Here is a 19560-nt window from a genome sequence, read left to right on the forward strand (position 1 = left end):
CACGGTGTCTGCTAGAGCAGTCTGTACGACGCGCGCGCGGACAGGGCAACGCCCCGCCGCCTTTCCCCGCAGAGGAAATCCATGACCGACAAACCCGTTTTGACCGTCCAGCTGGCCTCTCCCCGCGGTTTTTGCGCCGGTGTGGACCGGGCGATTCAGATTGTGGAGAAAGCGCTCGAGCGCTATGGCGCACCGGTTTTCGTGCGCCATGAGATTGTTCACAACAAGCATGTGGTCAATCGGCTGGAGGCCATGGGCGCGGTGTTCGTCAAGGAGCTCGACGAATGCCCCGATGACCGCCCGGTGGTGTTCTCCGCCCATGGCGTGCCCCAGCGCGTCCCCAATGAAGCGGCCCGCCGCGACATGCTGTATGTGGACGCCACCTGCCCGCTGGTCAGCAAGGTGCATGTGGAGGCGCAGCGTCACCACAAATCGGGTCAGGAGATTTTGCTGATCGGCCATGCCGGCCACCCCGAGGTGATCGGGACCATGGGCCAGCTGCCTGACGGCGTGATGCATTTGATCGAAACGGTGGAAGACGCCGAACGCTTTGAGCCGAAAGACCCTGACAATATCGCCTTCGTCACCCAGACCACTTTGTCGGTCGACGACACGGCCGACATCGTCGCGGCTCTGCAAAAGCGCTTCCCGAAGATCGCCGCGCCGCACAAGGAAGACATCTGCTACGCCACCACCAACCGCCAGGCGGCGGTGAAGGCCATCGGTGAAGGCGCGGACCTGGTCCTGGTCGTCGGCGCGCCGAACTCGTCCAACTCGGTGCGGCTGGTGGAAGTGGCCGAACGCGCGGGCGCCAAGGCTGCGCATCTGGTCCAGAAGGCCGAGGAGATCGACTGGGCCTGGCTGGACGGCGTCGAGCGTCTGGGCGTCTCCGCCGGCGCCAGCGCGCCGGAAGAACTTGTGGAGGGTTTGCTGTCCGCCCTCGCCCGCCGCTACACCCTGCATATTCGCGAGATCCGGGTGGCGGAGGAAAACGTGGTCTTCAAACTGCCCAAGGAAGTCGCGTAAGCTCTGCGTCCGGAGGCGCAGATGACCCAGAACAAGACCCAAGCCACGCCCGTTGACGTCGACACGTTTCTCGGCGCTGTCGAACCTGAACGCCGGCGTGAGGACGGCCAGGCGCTCAACGCCCTGTTCCAGCGCGTTACGGGCTGGTCGCCGGTGATGTGGGGGCCGAGCATGATCGGCTACGGCTCTTATCATTATCGCTATGACAGCGGCCGCGAAGGCGATTTCCTCGCCACCGGGTTCAGCCCGCGCAAGTCAAACCTGTCGATCTACATCATGCCCGGCTATGCCGATTACTCATCCCTGCTGGACCGGCTCGGCAAGCACAAGATGGGCAAAAGCTGTCTGTATGTGTCAAAGCTGGCGGATGTTGATCTGGACGTTCTGAGCGAACTCATTCAATCCGGGCTCGATGATCTGGGCCGCAAATGGCCCGTCACGCCCAGTTAGAGTTCGCGAGGACGCCTTGGCCGACAACACCATTCTCATCCATACCGACGGCGCCTGTTCCGGCAATCCCGGTCCCGGCGGCTGGGGCGCGATCCTGCACTGGAACGGCCATGAGAAGGAATTGTCCGGCGCCGAGGCGGACACCACCAATAACCGCATGGAGCTGATGGCGGCGATCGCCTCGCTCGAAGCGCTGAAACGCCGCTCGAAAGTGCGGCTGGTCACCGACAGCACCTATGTGCGCGACGGCGTGACCAAATGGATTCATGGCTGGAAGCGCAATGGCTGGAAAACCGCCGCCAAGAAACCGGTCAAGAATGATGACCTGTGGAAGCGGCTCGACGCCATCGCCTCAAAGCATGACGTGCAATGGGAGTGGGTGAAGGGGCATGCCGGCCACCCCGAGAACGAACGCGCCGACCAGCTGGCGCGCGACGCGATCTCGACCCTGTCTGACAGATAAGACCCCGGCCCGGCGCTGCGCCAGGCCGGATGTCCATCGTCTGACGCCTTAAAGCGCGCTCAGCACGTGCTCGGCGGAAGAAACTTCGAAATTGCCCGGCTCGTCCACGAAGAGGTGTTCAATCACCTTGTCGTTGACCACCAGCGCATAGCGTTGGGACCGTTTTCCCATGCCGAACGCCGAACCGTCCATCTCAAGACCGAGCGCAGAGGCGAAATCGCCATTGCCGTCTGCGAGCATCAAGACAGCGTCGCCCGCGCCCTGATCCTTGCCCCAGGCGCCCATGACGAAGACGTCATTGACCGAGGTGCAGGCGATCCGGTCCACGCCCTTGGCCTGAAGCTGGGATGCTTTCTCGATGAAGCCCGGCAGGTGCTTGGCCGAACAGGTCGGGGTGTAGGCGCCGGGCACGGCGAACAGCGCCACGCGCTTGCCGGCGAACACGTCATCCGTGCTCATCGGCTGGGGGCCGTCTGCGGTCATGGTCATGAAGGTGACGTCAGGCAGGGTGTCGCCGACTTTAAGGGTCATGGGGAGGCTCCGAAAAGGACAATGAACTCCGCCAAGACTTAAGACGCCCCCCGCCCCGCGACAAGACAGCGCGAGCGCCGGCGGGACTGGACAATCGCCTCGCTTGGGGAAAAGCTGTGTCCATGGACGCGCCACAGCCTCATACCCAATCTGGATATCTGGGCGGAAAGCTGTTGATCGCCAGCCCCTTGATCGGCGATCCCCGCTTTGACCGCACGGTGATCTATATGTGCGCGCATGATTCCGAGACCGCCATGGGGATTATTCTCAACCGTCCCATGACCGGTTTCCGCCTGCCCGACCTTCTGGACCAGCTGGACGTGGCGGGCGGCGCGCAGACGGCGGACGCCCCCGTTCTGGAAGGCGGGCCTGTGGATCGCGATCGCGGCTTTGTTCTGCATACGCTGGATGTGGCCTGCGGCCCCGCGACCGAGCGCGTGGGCGAGGATCTGGGGCTGACCGCCACCCAAGAGATCCTCAACGCCCTGGCCTCTGACGCCGCGCCGGCGCGCGCCCTGATGGCGCTCGGCTATGCGGGCTGGGCCGCGGGCCAGCTTGAAGACGAAATCAGCCTGAACGCCTGGCTGGTCGCGGATGCAGACCACAGCCTGATCTTCGACGACAAGCCCGAAGACAAATGGACGCGCGCGCTCAGCAAGCTGGGCGTGACGCCGGAATTTCTGACCGCGTCCAGCGGCAACGCCTAATGTTTCCGCATCGCCATATTCACCGTTGACTTGGCGCCGGATTTGCGTTCAATGAATGAAGAATTCCCCTCTGACGTGTTTTGGTGATCGCATGTCCCTGCAAAGACACCGCAAGCGATCTGTTCGCTTCACCCGGGCTCGCAATACTGTTGCGAAAGCCTTTGTGCTGGGTGTTCTGGGCTTGGCCGTCGTGCTGTTTCCGCTCGCCCTGACGTCAGGCTCCGTCAATGCGCTGTGGTATTTCTAGGTTCCATGTCAGGTGATTCAGCAAGCTCAGGCTTGCGTTCTCCGGGCGGGATGAAAGCGGGTTTTCAACCCCTCTGTCACAGCCTGAGCCGCATCCTGCGGGGCGAGCGCCTGGGCATATAAAAAGCCCTGACCGTAATCACAGCCAAGATCGAGACACAGCGCCTGGGCCGCTTCGGTCTCCACGCCTTCTGCGACCACAAGCATGCCATAGCTTTCCGCAATCCGGACCACCGATGAAATAATGGAGCGGGCGGATCCGTCCGTCAGAGCGGCGCGGATGAAATACTGGTCGAGCTTGACCACATCGAAGGCGAACCGGTCGAGCCGCGCCAGCGAGGAATAGCCGGTCCCGAAATCATCCAGAACAATCGGCACGCCCTGATCGCGCACAGCGTTCAGTGTGCGTTCGGCGGCGTCCGGGTCCAGCATCACGTCGGTTTCATTGACTTCCAGCTTGAAGCCGCCCGCGGGCAATCGCGCAGCGCGCACCGCCTCCAACAGGCGATCGGCGAAATAAGGCGCGCTGACTTCGGTCGCAGTGGCGTTGGCGGTGACGAACAAGTCCAGGGCGCCGCTATACGCGGCATGCCAGGCGGACAGGTCCAGCGCCGCCATGGCGCGAACGCTCTCACCCACCGCTTCGATATAGCCATGCGACTGCGCCAGCGGCATGAACTCTTCCGCGCCCAATATGCCCACGCCGGGACGGTCCCAGCGGGCCAGCGCTTCAAACCCCGCCAGGGCGCGCGTCTTAAGGTCGACCACAGGCTGGTAGAAGGCGCAGACATCCCCTGCCTGCAACGCCTCCGCCAGCGCAGTCTCCATATCCATGTCGGCGCGCACGCCCGCCGAGCCGCCTGCGGGCAGCATCAGACCACGCCAGTTCAACCCGTCGCCCTGTCCGATCAGCCGGACATAGCGCACCTGATGATCATCCCCGAGCAATCGCAGGCGCACATCGCACGGTCCGGCGCGCCTCAACACGTCCAGGCGCGGCTGGTCCGCCGGCGCCAGTCTGTTGCGAAGCTTGCTGAAGCCGCCTTCGGCGCTTAACGCGCCCAATCCCAGCGACAGGGCCTCTCCCCCCAGATGCAGGGAGTCATCGAGAAACCCGATCTCCACCGCCAAGGCTCCGGCCGCCGCCACCGCATCTTGATAGGGTCCAAGCGCGGCGGGATCGGTCATCGGATGGGGTCCGTCTTCAAAATCGCGAACTTCAAATGGTCGCGCCATTCACCGTAGATTTTCAGATACCCGCGCGCCACCCCTTCCGGGGTGAAGCCGACTGATGTCAGCAACAGTCGCGACGCGTCATTATCGAGCCGCGTCGCGGCCTCGACACGATGCAGGCGCAAGGTGGAGAAGGCATGGCCCAGAACCCGCCGGACGGCCGCCCGCGCATAGCCCTTGCGCACATAGGGCGAGCCAATCCAGTAGCCGATATCGGCGGCCTGCAGCACGCCGCGTCGCACATTGTTGAGATTGCACGCGCCGACCAGCACATCATCTGACGCCCGGAAAATGAAAAACGGATAGCCCGTGCCGTTCTCGATATCGGTCTGATAGCGGCGCAGCCGGCGCTTGAAGGCGGACTTGCTCAGTTCATCCTCCGCCCAGGCCGGTTCAAACGGTTCGGTATGTGCGCGGCTGGCGGAGCGAAGCTTGGCCCACGCCTCGTAATCTTCCAACTGGGGATGGCGCAGTCTGAGCCCTTCAGACCACAGAACCGTCTCTTGCATGTCTTCTCGCCAGAGCGCCATCTGGGTTGTCCTTCGCCGTCAGCTTACGCACCGCGCCATTTCAGGCGGCCGGCCTGTATATGATACGCGAAGTAAACAGCCAGCAAAGCCAGTGTCATGGCGAACCAGGTAATTGCATACGCCAGATGCCGTTCAGGCGGGGTCTGGGTCAGATAAGCCGGCGGCTCGCCCGTGCTCAGGGCCAGCCAGTATTGGTTGTTCAGCGTCTCCGCTTCGATCCCCAGCACGGACGCCATGCCCACTGGATCAAACCCGTAGAACATGTTCGCCGCGACGTCGGAGGGTGGGGTGAAAACCCCCGTGCCCAAAGGCGCTTCAAAGCGCAGCGACAGGTTTTCTGAGATCTCTGGAGCCGCGCCGTCATCGGCGCGCGTGGCGGTTTGCAGCCCTTCAAACCCGGTTTCCACCAGCACCTGTTCGGCGCCGCCACAGGCCGGGACAGCCGAGAACAGACGCCAGCCCGGCGCGCCTTGCCTATTGCGCCCGGAGACGCGGACGCTGACCGCCGCCTCCCCCAAGTCAGGATGCATCACCCGGCGGCCGGTTTCGGCTCCGCCCTGGCAAATACCCTCAGACAGAGTGATGGGCGGCGCTTGCGCCGTCGCGGCGTACTGCGCCAGCAAATCCACCTTCCAGGCGCGCCGATCCAACTGCCAACTGCCCAGCCATAACAGCAAGGCCAGTGCAGGCAGCATGAGAAGGGTCAGAACGGGATAGGGGCGAAAACTCGCCATGACGTTACGCCGCGTCGGTGTCGCTGCGGGCCGTCTCCGCCTTGTCAGCCTCGCTTGCCCCCTCGACCGGGTCGAGATCCAGCTGGGCCTCATGGGCGTTATGCTTCCACTGCAGGGCGAACAAGGTCGCCTTGAACGGCGGCAGGATCAGCAAGGTCAGGAGCGTCGCCAGAGGCAGCCAGATCAGCATGTGAAGCCAGACCGGGGGCGAAGCCGCCAGCTCCAGCGCCAGGGCGGCTGGCACGACGATAAATCCGACAATGGACATCACGAAAACGGCGGGGCCGTCGCCGGAGTCTTCGTTGGAGAAATCAAGGCCGCAGACGCCGCAGGCGTCCGCGACCTTGAGATAACTGCGAAACAGAGCCCCTTTGCCACATCGCGGACAACGCCCGAGCAGGCCGGCGAGAAAGGGGCTCGTTTCAGTCATTAATGGCCAACCCCGTGTGCGGTGCCAAGGCCTGCGAAGGCCACATAGACGAAGGCGAACAGGAACAGCCAAACCACGTCCACGAAGTGCCAGTACCAGGCCGCCGCTTCAAAGCCGAAATGCTTCTCCTTGGTCCAGTGACCCATCATCAGACGGATCAGGCAGACCGCCAGGAAGATGGTGCCGATGATCACGTGCGCGCCGTGGAAGCCCGTCGCCATGAAGAAGGTCGCGCCATACAGGCTGCCCGAAATGCCGAAGGCGGCGTGCGAGTATTCATACGCCTGAAGCGCCGTGAAGCAGACCCCGAGGATCACGGTGAGCAGGGTGCCCAGCTTGGCGCCCTTGCGATCACCATGCTGCAGCGCGTGGTGCGCCCAGGTCACCGTGGTGCCCGACAGCAGCAGAACCAGCGTGTTGATCAGCGGCAGGTGGAAGGGATCAAAGGTCTGGATGCCCGGAATGCCGGCTTCCCAACCTGAATAGTCAATGCCCAGGACTTCACCGGTCCAGCCTGCGCCAGCCCGGTCGCCATGGAACAGCGCCATGTCGAAGAACATCCAGAACCAGGCGCCGAAGAACATCACTTCGGAGACGATGAACAGGAGCATGCCATAGCGCAGGCCCAGATCCACGACCGGGGTGTGATCGCCCTTCTGGCCTTCCTTGATGACGTCGCCCCACCAGCCGAACATCACATAGATGATGATCGCGAAGCCCAGCATCATCAGGATCGGAGATCCCTGTTGCAGGAAGAAGTAGAAGATCGACTCTTCGTTGGTCGACAGACCCTTCATGAAGACGACCGCGCCAAACGTCAGCACGAACGCGCCAAGAGAGGCGACGAACGGCCACGGGCTGGGATCGACGAGGTGGTAATCGTGTTTAACGGCTGCGCCGGCCATGAGAGTCTCCCGCCAGTAAGTTCCGGGTCAATTTCCAAGCGCTTCTATAAGGGCGCCCGTCCCGGTATTCAATTCATCACACGCTTGCGCGCTACTGGGCTTCAGCGTCCGAACCGGACGCCTCTGCGGTTTCATAGACCCGCTCGTCGCCGCTTTCCCAGAACGTATAGGAGAGCGTCATCGTGCGGATATCGTCCAGCCGGTCATCTTCGTCCATAAGGGGATCTACGAAGAAGATCACCGGCATATCCATGGATTGCCCCGGATCGAGCGTCTGCTCGGTGAAACAGAAGCATTCCAGCTTGGAAAAATACGGCCCCATCTTGAACGGGGTCACATTATAGCTGGCGATGCCCGTCACGGGGCGGTCAGACGTGTTCGTGGCGCGATAGAAGGCCAAGGCCGTCTCGCCGACATTTACACGCATTTCGTTTTGCAGCGGTTCGAACTCCCAGGGGAAGTCGCGCGAGCGCGACGCGTCGAATCGCACCGTCACTTCGCGATCCAGAACCTGTCCGGGATCATACTGAACCAGCTGGGTCGTTCCGCCATAGCCGGTCACCCGGCAGAAGAGGTCATAGATCGGCACCGCCGCATACGCCATGCCGACCATGCCCACGATGATCGCGCCGCAGAGGGCGAAAACCTTGGTGTTCTTGTCGAGCCTGGAGAACATCAGCGATCAGCCTCCCATATTATAATTGGTGGCGAGACGGACCATCGTCGTCACCAGGATCAGCCCCACGAAGGCGAACAGGCCCAGAGCAATCGCACGGTTGCGATTATGTCGGGCCTTGAGCTGCTCATCGGTCAGAACGACGGTGTCGCTCTGCGCATCCGTCGCCTCGGGCTGTTCAGGCTTCGGCGTGGTGTCGGTCTCGCTCATGACAGACCTCCCAAAAGGGCCAGAACAGGCTTGTAGGCGCCCGCGCCATGCTCGACGAGCAAGGCGGCGAACAGCAAGGTGAGATGCGCGATGGAGTAAGCGAACAAATCCCGCGCGGCCTTGTCGCCGGCGCGCACCGCATACAGCTCATCCTCGGCCGCGTTGGCGTCGCCGGCGCGCGACAGGAAAACCCGCACGGCCAGAAGCGCGAACAGCGCCCCGCCCAGCCCCACGGCCCCGGCGTAAATCCAGCCGCCAAGCCCGGTGACGATCGGCGCAGCCGTCGCCGCCAGATAGAGCCCGGTGTAGATGAGAATCTGGATCCGGGTGGATTTCGCGCCCTTGGCGACCGGCATCATCGGAACGCCGGCGGCGGAATAATCACCCGATTTGTAGAGCGCCAGCGCCCAGGAATGGGGCGGCGTCCACAGGAAGATGATCAAGAAGAGCAGCACCGCATTGAGGCTGACATCGCCGGTGGCGGCGGCCCAGCCGATCATCGGCGGAAAGGCGCCGGCGGCGCCGCCGATGACGATATTCTGCGGCGTCGAGCGCTTCAGCCACATGGTGTAGATCACCGTGTAGAAAAAGATCGAGAAGGCCAGAAGGCCGGCCGCGACATAATTGGTCGCCAGCGCCATCAACAAGACGGACGCCATCGCCATCACGCCGGAGAAGACATAGGCCTCGCTGGCGGGCACGCGTCCTGTGGGCACCGGACGGCGCCGGGTGCGCTTCATGATGGCGTCGATATCGGCGTCATAGGCCATGTTGAACGCGCCCGCCGCGCCAGCGCCCACGGCGATGCACAGCATGGCGATGGCGGCGGTCAAGAAATTCACGCTCACAGGCGCAGCCGCGAACCCCGCCAGACCGGTGAACACCACCAGGGTCATGACGCGCGGCTTCATCAGCGAGACATAGTCTCGCCAGGACGCCAGCTTGGCGGCGTCCGAAGGATCGCTGGGCGGCGCTGCATCAGCAGCGCCGCCCTTGCGAAGATCAGCGGAGAGGTCGGTCACGGTGTTCGTTTCCGGTTCCGTCAAATCGATCAACCAACCGCTACTTGATGCGCGGCAGTTCGTTGAACTGGTGGAAGGGCGGAGGAGAGGACAGCGTCCACTCCAGCGTGGTTGCGCCTTCGCCCCACGGATTGGCCTCGGCCGGGCGGCGACGCATGATCGACTCGATCAGCACCAGGAAGAACGCGACCATGCCGAACAGCATCACCACATAGCCCATGGAGGAGACCATGTTCCACGTCGCGAAGCCGTCTGCGTAATCCACATACCGGCGCGGCATGCCCTGCAGACCCAGGAAGTGCTGCGGGAAGAAGATCAGGTTGGCGCCCACGAAGAAGAAGAAGAACTGGATGTTCGCCAGCGTCTCGTTGAACTTGATGCCGAAAATCTTCTCATACCAGTAGTAGAACCCGGCGAAGATCGAGAACACCGCGCCCAGCGACAACACATAGTGGAAGTGCGCCACCACGTAATAGGTGTCGTGCAGGGACTGGTCGATGCCGGCGTTTGACAGCATCACGCCAGTCACGCCGCCCACGGTGAACAGGAAGATGAAGCCGATCGCCCAGATCATCGGGGTGCGGAACTGGATAGAGCCGCCCCACATGGTGGCGATCCACGAGAAGATCTTGATGCCGGTCGGCACTGCAATGATCATCGTGGCGGCCACGAAATAGGCTTTCAGGTTCACGTTCAGGCCCACGGTGTACATGTGGTGCGCCCACACGATGAAGCCGATGAAGCCGATGGCGACCATGGCGTAGGCCATGCCCAGATAGCCAAAGACCGGCTTGCGCGAGAAGGTGGACACGATGTGAGAGATCATGCCGAAGCCGGGCAGGATCAGGATGTACACTTCCGGGTGACCGAAGAACCAGAACAGGTGCTGGTACATGATCGGGTCGCCGCCGCCGGCGGGATCAAAGAAGGTCGTGCCGAAGTTACGATCCGTCAGCAGCATGGTCAGGGCGCCGGCCAGAACCGGAACCGACAGCAGCAGCAGGAACGCCGTCACCAGCACGGACCAGGCGAACAGCGGCATCTTGTGCATGGTCATGCCAGGCGCGCGCATGTTGAAGATCGTGGTGATGAAGTTGATCGAGCCCAGAAGCGAGCTGATGCCCGCGATGTGCAGCGAGAAGATCACCATGTCGAAGGCGGGGCCGTTATGCCCGGACGTCGACAAGGGCGGGTACATCACCCAGCCGCCGCCAAAGCCGTTGTCACCGCCTGCGCCCGGCACGAACATCGATGCGAACAGCATGATGAAGGAGAAGGGCAGCAGCCAGAACGAGATGTTGTTCATCCGCGGGAAGGCCATGTCCGGCGCGCCGATCATCAGCGGCACGAACCAGTTGCCGAAACCGCCGATCATGGCGGGCATGACCATGAAGAAGATCATGATCAGACCGTGCATGGTCGTGATGACGTTGTAGTTATGCTCGTTGCCCCAGAAGCCGTTGTTGAAGACCTGAAGGCCCGGCTCGGCGAGCTCCCAACGGATAAGGCCGGACATGGCGCCGCCCACAACCCCCGCGAAGATCGCGAAGATCAGGTACATCGTGCCGATGTCCTTGTGGTTGGTGGAATACACCCAGCGCTTCCAGTCCCAGATGCTGGGGGTGTGATCGTCGTGATGCGCAGCAGCGTCTGACATCTGATCTCTCCTTACTGGACGGAAGCGAGGCGAGCCCCGCCACGCACGTCGTCATAATAGGCGGCCAGGACATCCGGCGCCGTATAGGGGTCGTTATTGGCCGCGTCGATCCAGGCGGTGAACACCTCTTCGGGCACCACATGAACTTCGATCGGCATGAAGGCGTGGCGCAAGCCGCACAGCTCGGAGCACTGGCCGTAATAGATGCCCGGCTCGTCAACTTCGAACCAGGTTTCGTTCAGGCGGCCCGGAATGGCGTCCATCTTGATGCCGAAGGCGGGCATCGCCCAGTTGTGGATCACGTCGGACGCGGTCACTTCAACACGGACGGTCGCGCCGGTCGGCACCACCACAGGCAGGTCGGTGCTCAGATTGCGAAGCGCCGCATAGGGGTGACCCGCAATGTCTTCGTCCGCCAGCATGTTGGCGACGTAATCAAATCCGCCATGGTCTGGATAGGTGTAGGTCCAGTTCCACTGGTTGCCGGTGGCCTTGATGGTGAAATCGGCTTCGGGGATGACGTCTTGCAGATACAGCAATTTGAAGGACGGCACCGCGATCACCACCAGGATCAGGATCGGAATGCCCGTCCAGATCACTTCAACCAGCGTGTTGTGGCTGAATTTCTTGGCTTCGGGGCTCCGCTTGCTGTTGTAGCGCACCATCACCCAGATCAGCAGGCCCAGAACGACCAGCGTGATTGCGGTGATGATCCACAACACCATGGCGTGGAAGACCTCGATGTTTTCTTTCACCGGGGTGACAGCTTCCTGCAGCCCCATATTACCGTCGATCGGCGCGCCGATCACGGTCGCCGAGGCGCCGGCTGTCGTTAAACAAAGGGCGGCGAAGGCGCCCAGCATGGCCGAGAATCGCATAATTTCCCCAAAGTCCTGGTTCTATCGTCCAATTGGCGACGTCTTGCGAAATACGCTCAAACGCCAGATGCGGCGACTCGTCGCCACAGTGCTCGTTGCGCACGATATAGACTGCAATGACAAGCGAGCCAATCGAGCTTAAGCGCCTTTTTGTCGCAGTTGGCGCCCTTTTTCCACCTCCTTGTGCGTATGAAAGTCTGGCCGGTTGATTTAGGCTTTGCTAACCTCGTTGCTCATTATGAAGTCTGAGGGGGCCAGATTGATGTCGACACACAGTTTTCAAACCCGCCAAAACAAGCCGCTCGTACAGGCGATCACTGGCGGCGTTTTCGGTCTGGCCATGGCGGCCCTGTTGGCCTTCGCGATCTCTTTCGCCTTTTCCGGCCGCGCCTTGGGGCAAGCGCCTGAAAATCCGGCCTACGGCGCTGACGCGCGTTATGAGTGCGAGGCTGGCGCGCGCGAGTCCGGCGCGACAGGACGCGCTCTGGGCGCTTGCGATCTTCTGCTTCGCGACGCCTCCGTCAGCGGAGAGACGCGCGCCCGCGTGCTGACCAATCGCGCTGTCATGCTCTTGGCCCGCGGCCAGAACGTCCAGGCGCGCTCGGACCTTGAAGAAGCGGTCGAGCTGGCGCCGGAACTGGCGGAAGCCTGGCTGAATCTTTCTGCAGCGCAAATCACGACCGGCTCCGCCCAGCAGGCGATCGAGACGGCGCGCCAGGCCGGACAGCTTGGCGCCAGCCCCGCGCTCGCCGCTTTCAACACGGCGATCGCGCTGGAGACCCTGGGCCGGTTTGAAGACGCATACGCCGCCTATAACCAGGCCGCCCAGCAAGATCCCGAAAACATGACCCTGGCCGCCCAGCCCGGCCGCTTCATCTGGCATCAGGGCTGATCGCGCCGCACCGACCTGCCCGCGCCCCTCGCACTCGCACATCGCAAGGGCTATGTATGACGGCGTACCGCCACGCGCAGGAGCCGTCATGACCACAGATCCGTTTTCCGCTTTCGAATTTGACGCCGATGATGCGGGCCGCGTGCTCGATGAGGCGCTGGTAGGCGCGGACGACGGCGAGTTGTTTCTGGAAACCTCCGCCTCGGAAAGCCTCGCCTTTGACGATGGCCGCCTGAAAGTCGCAAATTTTGACGCCGAGCGCGGCTTTGGCCTGCGCGGCGTTTTTGGCGAAGCCTCCGGCTTCGCGCACTCCTCTGATCCGACCCTGGCCGCGCTCAAGCGCGCCGGCGAAACCGCCAGCGCCGCCCGTCAGGGCCGCGATGCGGTCATGGCGCCCTCTCCGTCCCGCGCCAACCAGACCCTCTATAAGGATGTGGACGTCATCGCTCAGCCGGGCTTTGAAGCCAAGTCAGCGCTGCTGGCCGAGATCGACGCGTATTGCCGCGCCAGCGATCCTGAAGTGGTGCAGGTGTCCGCCTCGGTCTCCGCCTCGCGCCGGGTGATCGGCATTGTGCGAACCGGCGGCGATGTGCGCACCGAAGTGCGCCCGCTGGTGCGCGTGAACGTCTCTGTCACCTGCGAACGCAATGGCCGCCGCGAAACCGGCTCCGCCGGCGCGGGCGGTCGCGCCGCCTTTGATCAATGGATCGCGCCGGGCGCGTGGAAAAACCTGGCGGACGAAGCGCTGCGGGTGGCGAAGGTCAATCTTGAAGCCGTCGACGCCCCCGCGGGCGAGTGGCAGGTCGTGCTTGGACCGGGCTGGCCGGCGATCTTGCTGCACGAAGCGGTGGGCCATGGCCTTGAAGGCGATTTCAACCGCAAGGGCAGCTCCGCCTTTTCCGGCAAGGTCGGCCAGCAAGTGGCGTCCAAGGGCGTGACGGTCGTTGATGACGGCACGATCCCCGATCGCCGCGGCTCTTTGAGCTTTGACGATGAAGGCACGCCGACAGGCCGTACGGTCCTGATCGAGGATGGCGTGCTCAAAGGCTATATGCAGGATCGCCAGAACGCCCGCCTGATGGGCGTGGAGCCCACGGGCAATGGTCGGCGCGAGAGCTACGCCCACCCGCCCATGCCGCGTATGACCAACACCATCATGGAAGCGGGCGAGACCGATCCGGGCGAAATTCTGGAAAGCCTGAAAGACGGTGTCTACGCCAAGAATTTCGGCGGCGGCCAGGTGGACATCACCTCAGGCAAGTTCGTCTTCCGCTGCACCGAGGCCTATCGCGTGCGGGACGGCAAGATTTGCGAGCCGATCAAGGGCGCGACCCTGATCGGGGACGGCCCGACCGCGCTGACCAAGATCTCCATGGTCGGCAACGACCTCGAACTTGATCCCGGCGTCGGGACCTGCGGCAAGGCCGGTCAGGGCGTGCCGGTCGGCGTCGGACAACCCACGCTTCGCATTGACGGCCTGACGGTCGGCGGGGCGGGTTAACACCGGGCGGTTTTCGGTTAACCCATCTTACAAAGTAGTCACTTACCGCCTTGTAATAAGAAATTTCACGCAATGCCCTCTAGCTTGCGCCTGATTTTGATTTGCAAGGCTGGATACAGAATGACTTTTCGAACGGCGCCGCTCGCTTTCCTTTTGGTGATGACCGCACCCGCGCTGGCCGATGACGCGCCAGAGCCTGTGGTCGCAGAAGGTGAAGCAGACGGCGCCATTCTCGCCTATCCGGCCAGCTTCTTCACCGAGTTTAGCCCGGTGACCGCGCGCGACATGGTCAATCGCCTGCCCGGCTTTTCCCTGTCTGACGGCGACACCAACCGGCGCGGCCTGGCGGACGCGTTCGGCAATCTGCTGATCAACGGCGTGCGCCCCTCAGACAAGACGCTGGGTCTGGGCACGGTCCTGCAACGCATTCCAGCAGCTCAAGTGGTGCGCATCGAGCTGATCCGCGAACCCCTGCCCGAATATGAAATGCGCGGCTTCAGCCAGCTCGCCAATGTCATTCTGGTCGAAGGCGCTGGCACGCGCGCCAGCTTTGATCACACCCTGACCCTGAATAACTCGTCCAGGCTGGCGTCGGAATTCCAAAGCGCCGTCACGCGCCCTATCGGATCGGGCGAGCTGACCCTGGGGCTGAACTGGGAAACCTGGGGCCCGGCCAATGACCGCACGGTTGAAACGAGCCGTCCTGACGGCGTGCGGCTGTCACGTGAGCATTACAATGATCAAAGACGCTATCGCGAGATCGAACCCTCGATCAGCTATGCGGGGCCTTTGGGCGAGAACACCCAGGTGCGCGTCAATGCGAACGCCGAGTTTGTCGCCTGGCGGCGGATCATTTCCGGCTTCGCCTATGACTACGTGAATGATGCGCCGGTTCCGGCCGCCTATGTGGAACAGAAAAACGATGAGCGCAGCTGGCAAGCGGGCCTGTCATCCACGCTCGAGCATCGCTGGTCGGACGGACTGAACTCGACCACGACCTTCCTGCTGACCCGGTCTGACACCGATAACGGTCCTGAAGTGGAAAGCGTCAACACGTTCTCAAACGGCATCGAGCGCGTTCAGGTCTTCTATCAGGACGCCGAAGAGGAAACCGCGCTGCGGCAGAGTTTTGACTGGACGCTGACGGAGGCCCACTCGCTGACCTTCGGCGCCGAGGCCGCGTTCAATGCGCTCGACGCCAGCCTGGCCCTGTTTGAAGACCTGGGATCAGGCTTTGAGGAAATCCCCCTGCCGGTCGCCGACACGCGCGTTGAAGAAGTCCGCGGCGAAGCGTTCGCCGACGCCGTCTGGGTGATCAATGACACGGTCTCCCTGGAAGGCGGCCTGCGCTACGAATACAGCGAAATTTCCCAATCCGGCCCCGCCGGTCAGTCACGCACCTTCACCTATCTCAAGCCGCGCGGCAGTTTCACCTGGCGCCCCGGCGACCAGCGCCGCATCCGCATCGGTTTCGAGCGCAATGTGGACCAGCTTGATTTCGGAAATTTCGCCAGCTCGGTGGACCTCAACTCCGATCAGGTCGATGTGGGCAATCCCGATTACCGCCCCCAGACAGACTGGACGCTGGAAGCGGAGTTCGAGCAGCGCTTCAACGAGGACGCCTCGGTGACGCTGACGCTGGGCCGCGTCTGGGTGCAGGATCTGGACGACTATATCGCCTTCATCACCCCGACTGAGGTGTTTGACGCGCCGGGCAATATCGGCGACGGCGCGCTCAATCGTGCGACGCTGGAATGGACCAGCCCGCTGGGCTGGTTGGGGCTTCAGAACGCGACCCTGGACGGCTTCGTGGAATGGTATGACAGCAATGTCGATGATCCGGTCACGGGCGTGGAGCGCTCCTGGTCCGGCACTGCGGAATGGGAGGTGAGCTTCGATTTCCGCCAGACCTTCCCAGAGCGCCAGATGGCCTGGGGCTGGGACTATTTCTACCTGTCTGACCGTTCGACCTACCGGGTCAGCCGCTTCACCAACATCCAGAACCCGGCCGGCGATCTGGATGTCTATGTGGAGACCACGCGCTGGTGGGGCCTGACCACGCGTCTGGGGGCGAACTTCATTCTCGACACCACCGACAAGCAAGACCGCATCCTGTATGACGGGTCCCGTGCTGACGGTGTCGAACGCCTGCACCAGCAACGATATTTCGACCACGGCCCGCAGATCTTCCTCAGCGTGCGCGGCGCCTTCTGACGCGTCTGAATTGTAATCCCGGCGCGGCGGACAATCTGATAGGCTTATAACAGCAGGGCGAAACGCCGGGCGATGCGTGCGATCGGGCGAACCTGCTGGGAGGAGGTCGTCATGAGCCGCGTCATAGAGGCGTTCACAGCGGCGGCGCTGTCCTTGGGACTCGCCGCCAGCGCCTACGCTGAACCCACAATTATTGAGCTTGAGCGCACCCTGTCAGGCTATTTCGTCGCGCCGGTTTTTATCGGGCCTGACGGGCCCTATCCGTTCGCGCCCGACACCGGAGCCAGTCACACCGCCATCGCCCAGACACTGGCAGAAGCCCATGGCTTCATCAGCACGCGCGAGCGGCTGGACGCGGTTCAGACCCTGACGGCGGAGGTTCAGGCCGAACGCCATGTTCTGGTCGACCTGAGTCTGGGGTCTCTGCCCCTGGGTGAGATCGACACGGTGGTCACCCCCACCGCGCCCGAGCTTCAGCTGGAGCTGTTCGGCCTTCTGGGCAGCAACGCCTTTACCGGCCGCGCCATCACGCTCGACTATCCGCGCGCGCTGATGGAGGTGGACAGCGCCCCGCCCCGCCATGCGGACGCGCGGATTGATCCGGTGCGCCACGTGCTTGTCGGCGCGGCGCAAGCGCGCCGGGTCGACGATGATATTGCTGTGCTGATCGACACAGGCTCGCCCGTCACGCTCGTCAATCCGGCTCTGGCGCGTCAGCTCAAGCAACGCAGGCCGCTGAGCATCGTGAATGTCGGCAGCGTGTCGCGTATTCCTGAAGTCGTCGAGACAGAAGACAGGGTCGTGCTCAGCCGGTTCCGCATGGGCGGTGTTTGTCTGCGAAGCATGGCGGTGAGCGAAGCGGATCTGGACGTGTTCCACGCCATGGGCTGGGACGACCAACCCGCCATGATCGTCGGGCTCGACCTGTTGCAAAGCACCAGCCTGACCATCGATTTCCAGACCGGCCAGGCCCAGATTGACCCAGGGCCCGAGCGCTGGCGCTGCCGCGGCGGGCGGCGCGCCCAGCTGAGCCATTAAAAAAAGCCCCGGAGCCAGGCTCCGGGGCTTTTCTCTTGGCGCAAGGACTTGCGCTTACAGCAGGTCGCGAGCGTCCTGATCCGGGCCGGCGGCTTCCGCCTTGGCGCTGATCTGGTCTTCCGCACGGCCATGGCCCAGCCCTTTCAGCCAGAAGCTGAGCACGCCGAACACAACGCCGAGAATGATCGCGAACAGACCGATCGAACCGAACACGGAGGCATAGCCGTTGAGCGCCCGTTCAGGGTCCAGCACCTGACCCGCCACGGTGTCGGTGGCGGTGAAGGTGGCGATGATCCCCGCCACATACTGCGCGAACGCCGAGGACAGGAACCAGCCCGCCATCATGGTGGACACGACCGCCGCCGGGCTGAGCTTGGTGATGGCCGACAGACCCACGGGGCTCAGGCACAGCTCGCCGGTGGTGTGCAGCAGATACGCGCCGGCGAGGAAGATCAGCGGCACGCGATAATCATCGCCTGCGAACTGAACGCCCCAGACCAGCACCATGAAGCCCAGACCCACCTGAACCAGCGCGAGGCCGAATTTCAGCGGGGTATTGGGGTTCTTCTGTAGCTTGGCGAGGAACGCCCACAGGGCTGCGAACGCCGGTGCGAACAGCAAGATGAAGCCGGCGTTGAACGACTGCGTCTGCGATGCGGTGATCTCGAACGGGCCCACTGACAGATCGGTGTTGCGCGCCGCGAACAGGTTCATGGAGGAGCCCGCCTGCTCAAAGAGCGCCCAGAACACGACCGAGACCAGGATCAGGATCAGCGCCAGGATCAGGCGTTGCGCCTCCACCTTGGTGCAATTCTTGACCATGTAGACGCACATGTAGCCCAGGAAGCCCAGGCCGCCGATCAGCAAGAAGAGCGCCAGCAAATCCTGTTCGCCCATGCCCGGCAGGGTGAAGCGGATCGTGTGCGCCTGAACCATGAACCAGACCACGACCACGGTGACCAGACCGACGCCATAGAGCAGCCATTCGGTGTTGAGCGGGCCGAACGCCTTGGCTTTGAGTTTTTCGCGGCTCGGCGGATTGCCCACATGATCGATCAGGTTCTTGCCCGGCAGGAAGAACAGGGCGCGGCCGCGGACGAACACGACAAAGCCCAGCGCCATGCCGATGCCGGCCAGGCCGAAGCCGGCCCACCAGCCCACAGTCTCACCCAGCAGGCCGCACAGAATGGCCGCCCAGAACGAGCCCAGATTGATGCCGTAATAGTAAAGGGTGAACCCGCCATCGCGGCGCGGATCGTTCTCTTCATAGAGCTGGCCGACGATGGAGGAGATGTTGGCCTTCAGAAAGCCCACGCCCACAATGATCAGCGCCAGCGCGAAGTAGAAGATGTTCAGGAAGGTGCGATCACGCTCGGCTTCCAGAATCTCGAACTCGCCCTGAGGCAGAACCGACGGGATCGAGGCCGACGCCGGCAGATCCGCGATCAGGAAATCACCCTCGGAATTGGCGGTGAACTGATAGAGCTCGCCATCCACGTCCAGCCCGACTTCACGCATGGAGCCGCGGCCTTCGGCCACCAGCTCGTATTGCTGGCCCTGATAGCTCAGCTGTTGGGTCGCGGGCTCGCCTTCAATGCCCATGGTGGCGTGACCGGCCACCAGCAGCAGCGCGCCGAAGGCGATCGCCTTGCGGTTGCCAAGATACCGGTCGGCCAGATACCCGCCCAGAAGCGGCAGCAGATAGACGAGCGCGGTGTAGGCGCCGTACTGGGCGCTGGCGAGGCTGTCGTTAAACAGGAAGTGCTGGGTGAGGTAGAAGATCAGCAGGCCGCGCATCCCGTAATAGGAAAACCGCTCCCACATCTCGGCGAAGAAGAGAATGTGCAGGCCCTTGGGATGCTTTCGCATTTCCAGAAAGACCGGAATGGCGGTGGCGATCGTGATCACGATCCCCGCCAGAACGACGATATTCATGTGCTGAGGTCCTCCCCATCACGGCCCGACGCCCCTCATGCGCCAGTGAATAAAGGGCCGTGATCAACTTCATGAAGAAAATACTACCGCGCAAAACACCACGCGAGACGCGGAGTCGCAAGGGCCTTGCGGCAGTGGGGGTATTGGGGGGCGAACTCTTGCCTCCCTGAGGGTGGAGGGAAGAGGTTGGCGCTCGATCTCACAATACATGTCATCCCCCGGCTTGTCCGGGGGACCCATGCCGGGTGGTTCGATCACAGATCACGGCATGGATTCACCGGC

Annotated in this window: 21 protein-coding genes; 9 read left to right on the top strand and 12 right to left on the bottom strand. The window is 62.8% G+C overall.

From position 1 onward, the window contains the following. The first annotated feature begins 81 nt into the window (after positions 1-81). The 3 genes from ispH to rnhA are packed head-to-tail and all read left to right on the top strand — an operon-like array spanning position 82 to position 1939. Entirely contained in the window at positions 82-1026 is a 945-nt protein-coding gene (gene ispH / locus ACTIGF_RS14315; RefSeq protein ID WP_439637513.1) for a 4-hydroxy-3-methylbut-2-enyl diphosphate reductase, read from the top strand. A 21-nt stretch (positions 1027-1047) separates the two neighbouring features. After that, positions 1048-1476 carry a DUF1801 domain-containing protein gene (locus tag ACTIGF_RS14320; RefSeq protein ID WP_439637514.1) on the top strand — a complete coding sequence of 143 codons (429 nt, stop codon included), beginning with the start codon at positions 1048-1050 and terminating at the stop codon, positions 1474-1476. Between the two features lie 16 nt (positions 1477-1492). Further along, positions 1493-1939 (top strand): ribonuclease HI, encoded by a 447-nt coding sequence (rnhA, locus tag ACTIGF_RS14325; RefSeq protein ID WP_439637515.1) that lies wholly within the window; start codon positions 1493-1495, stop codon positions 1937-1939. A gap of 48 nt (positions 1940-1987) precedes the next feature. Here rnhA and ACTIGF_RS14330 read toward each other — a convergent pair whose 3' ends face one another. Continuing rightward, the gene (locus ACTIGF_RS14330; protein WP_439637516.1) at positions 1988-2470 is read right to left on the bottom strand and encodes a peroxiredoxin; all 483 of its coding nucleotides are present in this window, start codon (positions 2468-2470) and stop codon (positions 1988-1990) included. Positions 2471-2592: 122 nt separating this feature from the next. Between ACTIGF_RS14330 and ACTIGF_RS14335 the strand changes: the two genes are divergently transcribed. After that, on the top strand, positions 2593-3177 hold the full coding sequence (locus ACTIGF_RS14335; RefSeq protein ID WP_439637517.1) for a YqgE/AlgH family protein: 585 nt from the start codon (positions 2593-2595) through the stop codon (positions 3175-3177). A gap of 91 nt (positions 3178-3268) precedes the next feature. After that, the gene (locus tag ACTIGF_RS14340; protein ID WP_439637518.1) at positions 3269-3424 is read left to right on the top strand and encodes a hypothetical protein; all 156 of its coding nucleotides are present in this window, start codon (positions 3269-3271) and stop codon (positions 3422-3424) included. A gap of 26 nt (positions 3425-3450) precedes the next feature. Here the strand turns inward: ACTIGF_RS14340 and ACTIGF_RS14345 are convergent, their stop codons facing one another. The 10 genes from ACTIGF_RS14345 to coxB form a co-directional block, all read right to left on the bottom strand. Beyond that, complete coding sequence (locus ACTIGF_RS14345) at positions 3451-4611, bottom strand: EAL domain-containing protein (protein ID WP_439637519.1); 1161 nt, start codon at positions 4609-4611, stop codon at positions 3451-3453. Then, positions 4608-5186: a GNAT family N-acetyltransferase gene (locus ACTIGF_RS14350; protein ID WP_439637520.1), complete on the bottom strand. Its 579-nt coding sequence runs from the start codon at positions 5184-5186 to the stop codon at positions 4608-4610. Before ACTIGF_RS14350 ends, ACTIGF_RS14345 begins: the two co-directional genes overlap by 4 nt. Positions 5187-5209: 23 nt before the next feature. Further along, on the bottom strand, positions 5210-5920 hold the full coding sequence (locus tag ACTIGF_RS14355; RefSeq protein ID WP_439637521.1) for an SURF1 family protein: 711 nt from the start codon (positions 5918-5920) through the stop codon (positions 5210-5212). A gap of 4 nt (positions 5921-5924) precedes the next feature. Next, entirely contained in the window at positions 5925-6350 is a 426-nt protein-coding gene (locus ACTIGF_RS14360) for a DUF983 domain-containing protein (protein ID WP_439637522.1), read from the bottom strand. Continuing rightward, complete coding sequence (locus ACTIGF_RS14365; protein WP_439637523.1) at positions 6350-7255, bottom strand: cytochrome c oxidase subunit 3; 906 nt, start codon at positions 7253-7255, stop codon at positions 6350-6352. The genes ACTIGF_RS14360 and ACTIGF_RS14365 overlap by 1 nt, the downstream gene beginning before the upstream one ends. Positions 7256-7346: 91 nt before the next feature. Then, positions 7347-7931, bottom strand: a complete 585-nt coding sequence (locus tag ACTIGF_RS14370) for a cytochrome c oxidase assembly protein (protein ID WP_439637524.1) — start codon at positions 7929-7931, stop codon at positions 7347-7349. A 6-nt stretch (positions 7932-7937) separates the two neighbouring features. Further along, entirely contained in the window at positions 7938-8141 is a 204-nt protein-coding gene (locus ACTIGF_RS14375) for a hypothetical protein (protein ID WP_439637525.1), read from the bottom strand. Further along, the gene (cyoE, locus tag ACTIGF_RS14380; RefSeq protein WP_439637730.1) at positions 8138-9163 is read right to left on the bottom strand and encodes a heme o synthase; all 1026 of its coding nucleotides are present in this window, start codon (positions 9161-9163) and stop codon (positions 8138-8140) included. The genes ACTIGF_RS14375 and cyoE overlap by 4 nt, the downstream gene beginning before the upstream one ends. A gap of 40 nt (positions 9164-9203) precedes the next feature. Continuing rightward, a complete protein-coding gene (ctaD, locus tag ACTIGF_RS14385; protein ID WP_439637526.1) occupies positions 9204-10820 on the bottom strand; it encodes a cytochrome c oxidase subunit I in 1617 nt (538 codons plus the stop codon). Between the two features lie 11 nt (positions 10821-10831). Next, positions 10832-11698: a cytochrome c oxidase subunit II gene (coxB, locus tag ACTIGF_RS14390; protein WP_439637527.1), complete on the bottom strand. Its 867-nt coding sequence runs from the start codon at positions 11696-11698 to the stop codon at positions 10832-10834. Between the two features lie 262 nt (positions 11699-11960). On the opposite strand from coxB, the gene ACTIGF_RS14395 reads away from it, so the two are divergent. The 4 genes from ACTIGF_RS14395 (at position 11961) to ACTIGF_RS14410 (ending at position 17343) form a co-directional block, all read left to right on the top strand. Continuing rightward, positions 11961-12590 (top strand): hypothetical protein, encoded by a 630-nt coding sequence (locus ACTIGF_RS14395; protein WP_439637528.1) that lies wholly within the window; start codon positions 11961-11963, stop codon positions 12588-12590. An 88-nt stretch (positions 12591-12678) separates the two neighbouring features. Then, complete coding sequence (gene tldD, locus ACTIGF_RS14400; protein WP_439637529.1) at positions 12679-14091, top strand: metalloprotease TldD; 1413 nt, start codon at positions 12679-12681, stop codon at positions 14089-14091. A gap of 120 nt (positions 14092-14211) precedes the next feature. Further along, positions 14212-16305, top strand: coding sequence for a TonB-dependent receptor plug domain-containing protein (locus ACTIGF_RS14405; protein WP_439637530.1), 2094 nt, complete (start codon positions 14212-14214; stop codon positions 16303-16305). Between the two features lie 111 nt (positions 16306-16416). Beyond that, entirely contained in the window at positions 16417-17343 is a 927-nt protein-coding gene (locus ACTIGF_RS14410; protein WP_439637531.1) for a retropepsin-like aspartic protease, read from the top strand. A 54-nt stretch (positions 17344-17397) separates the two neighbouring features. Here ACTIGF_RS14410 and ACTIGF_RS14415 read toward each other — a convergent pair whose 3' ends face one another. Further along, positions 17398-19278, bottom strand: a complete 1881-nt coding sequence (locus tag ACTIGF_RS14415) for a peptide MFS transporter (protein WP_439637532.1) — start codon at positions 19276-19278, stop codon at positions 17398-17400. Positions 19279-19560 lie beyond the last annotated feature (282 nt).

The organism is Oceanicaulis sp. (genome assembly GCF_051859625.1).
Classification (GTDB): Bacteria; Pseudomonadota; Alphaproteobacteria; order Caulobacterales; family Maricaulaceae; genus Oceanicaulis.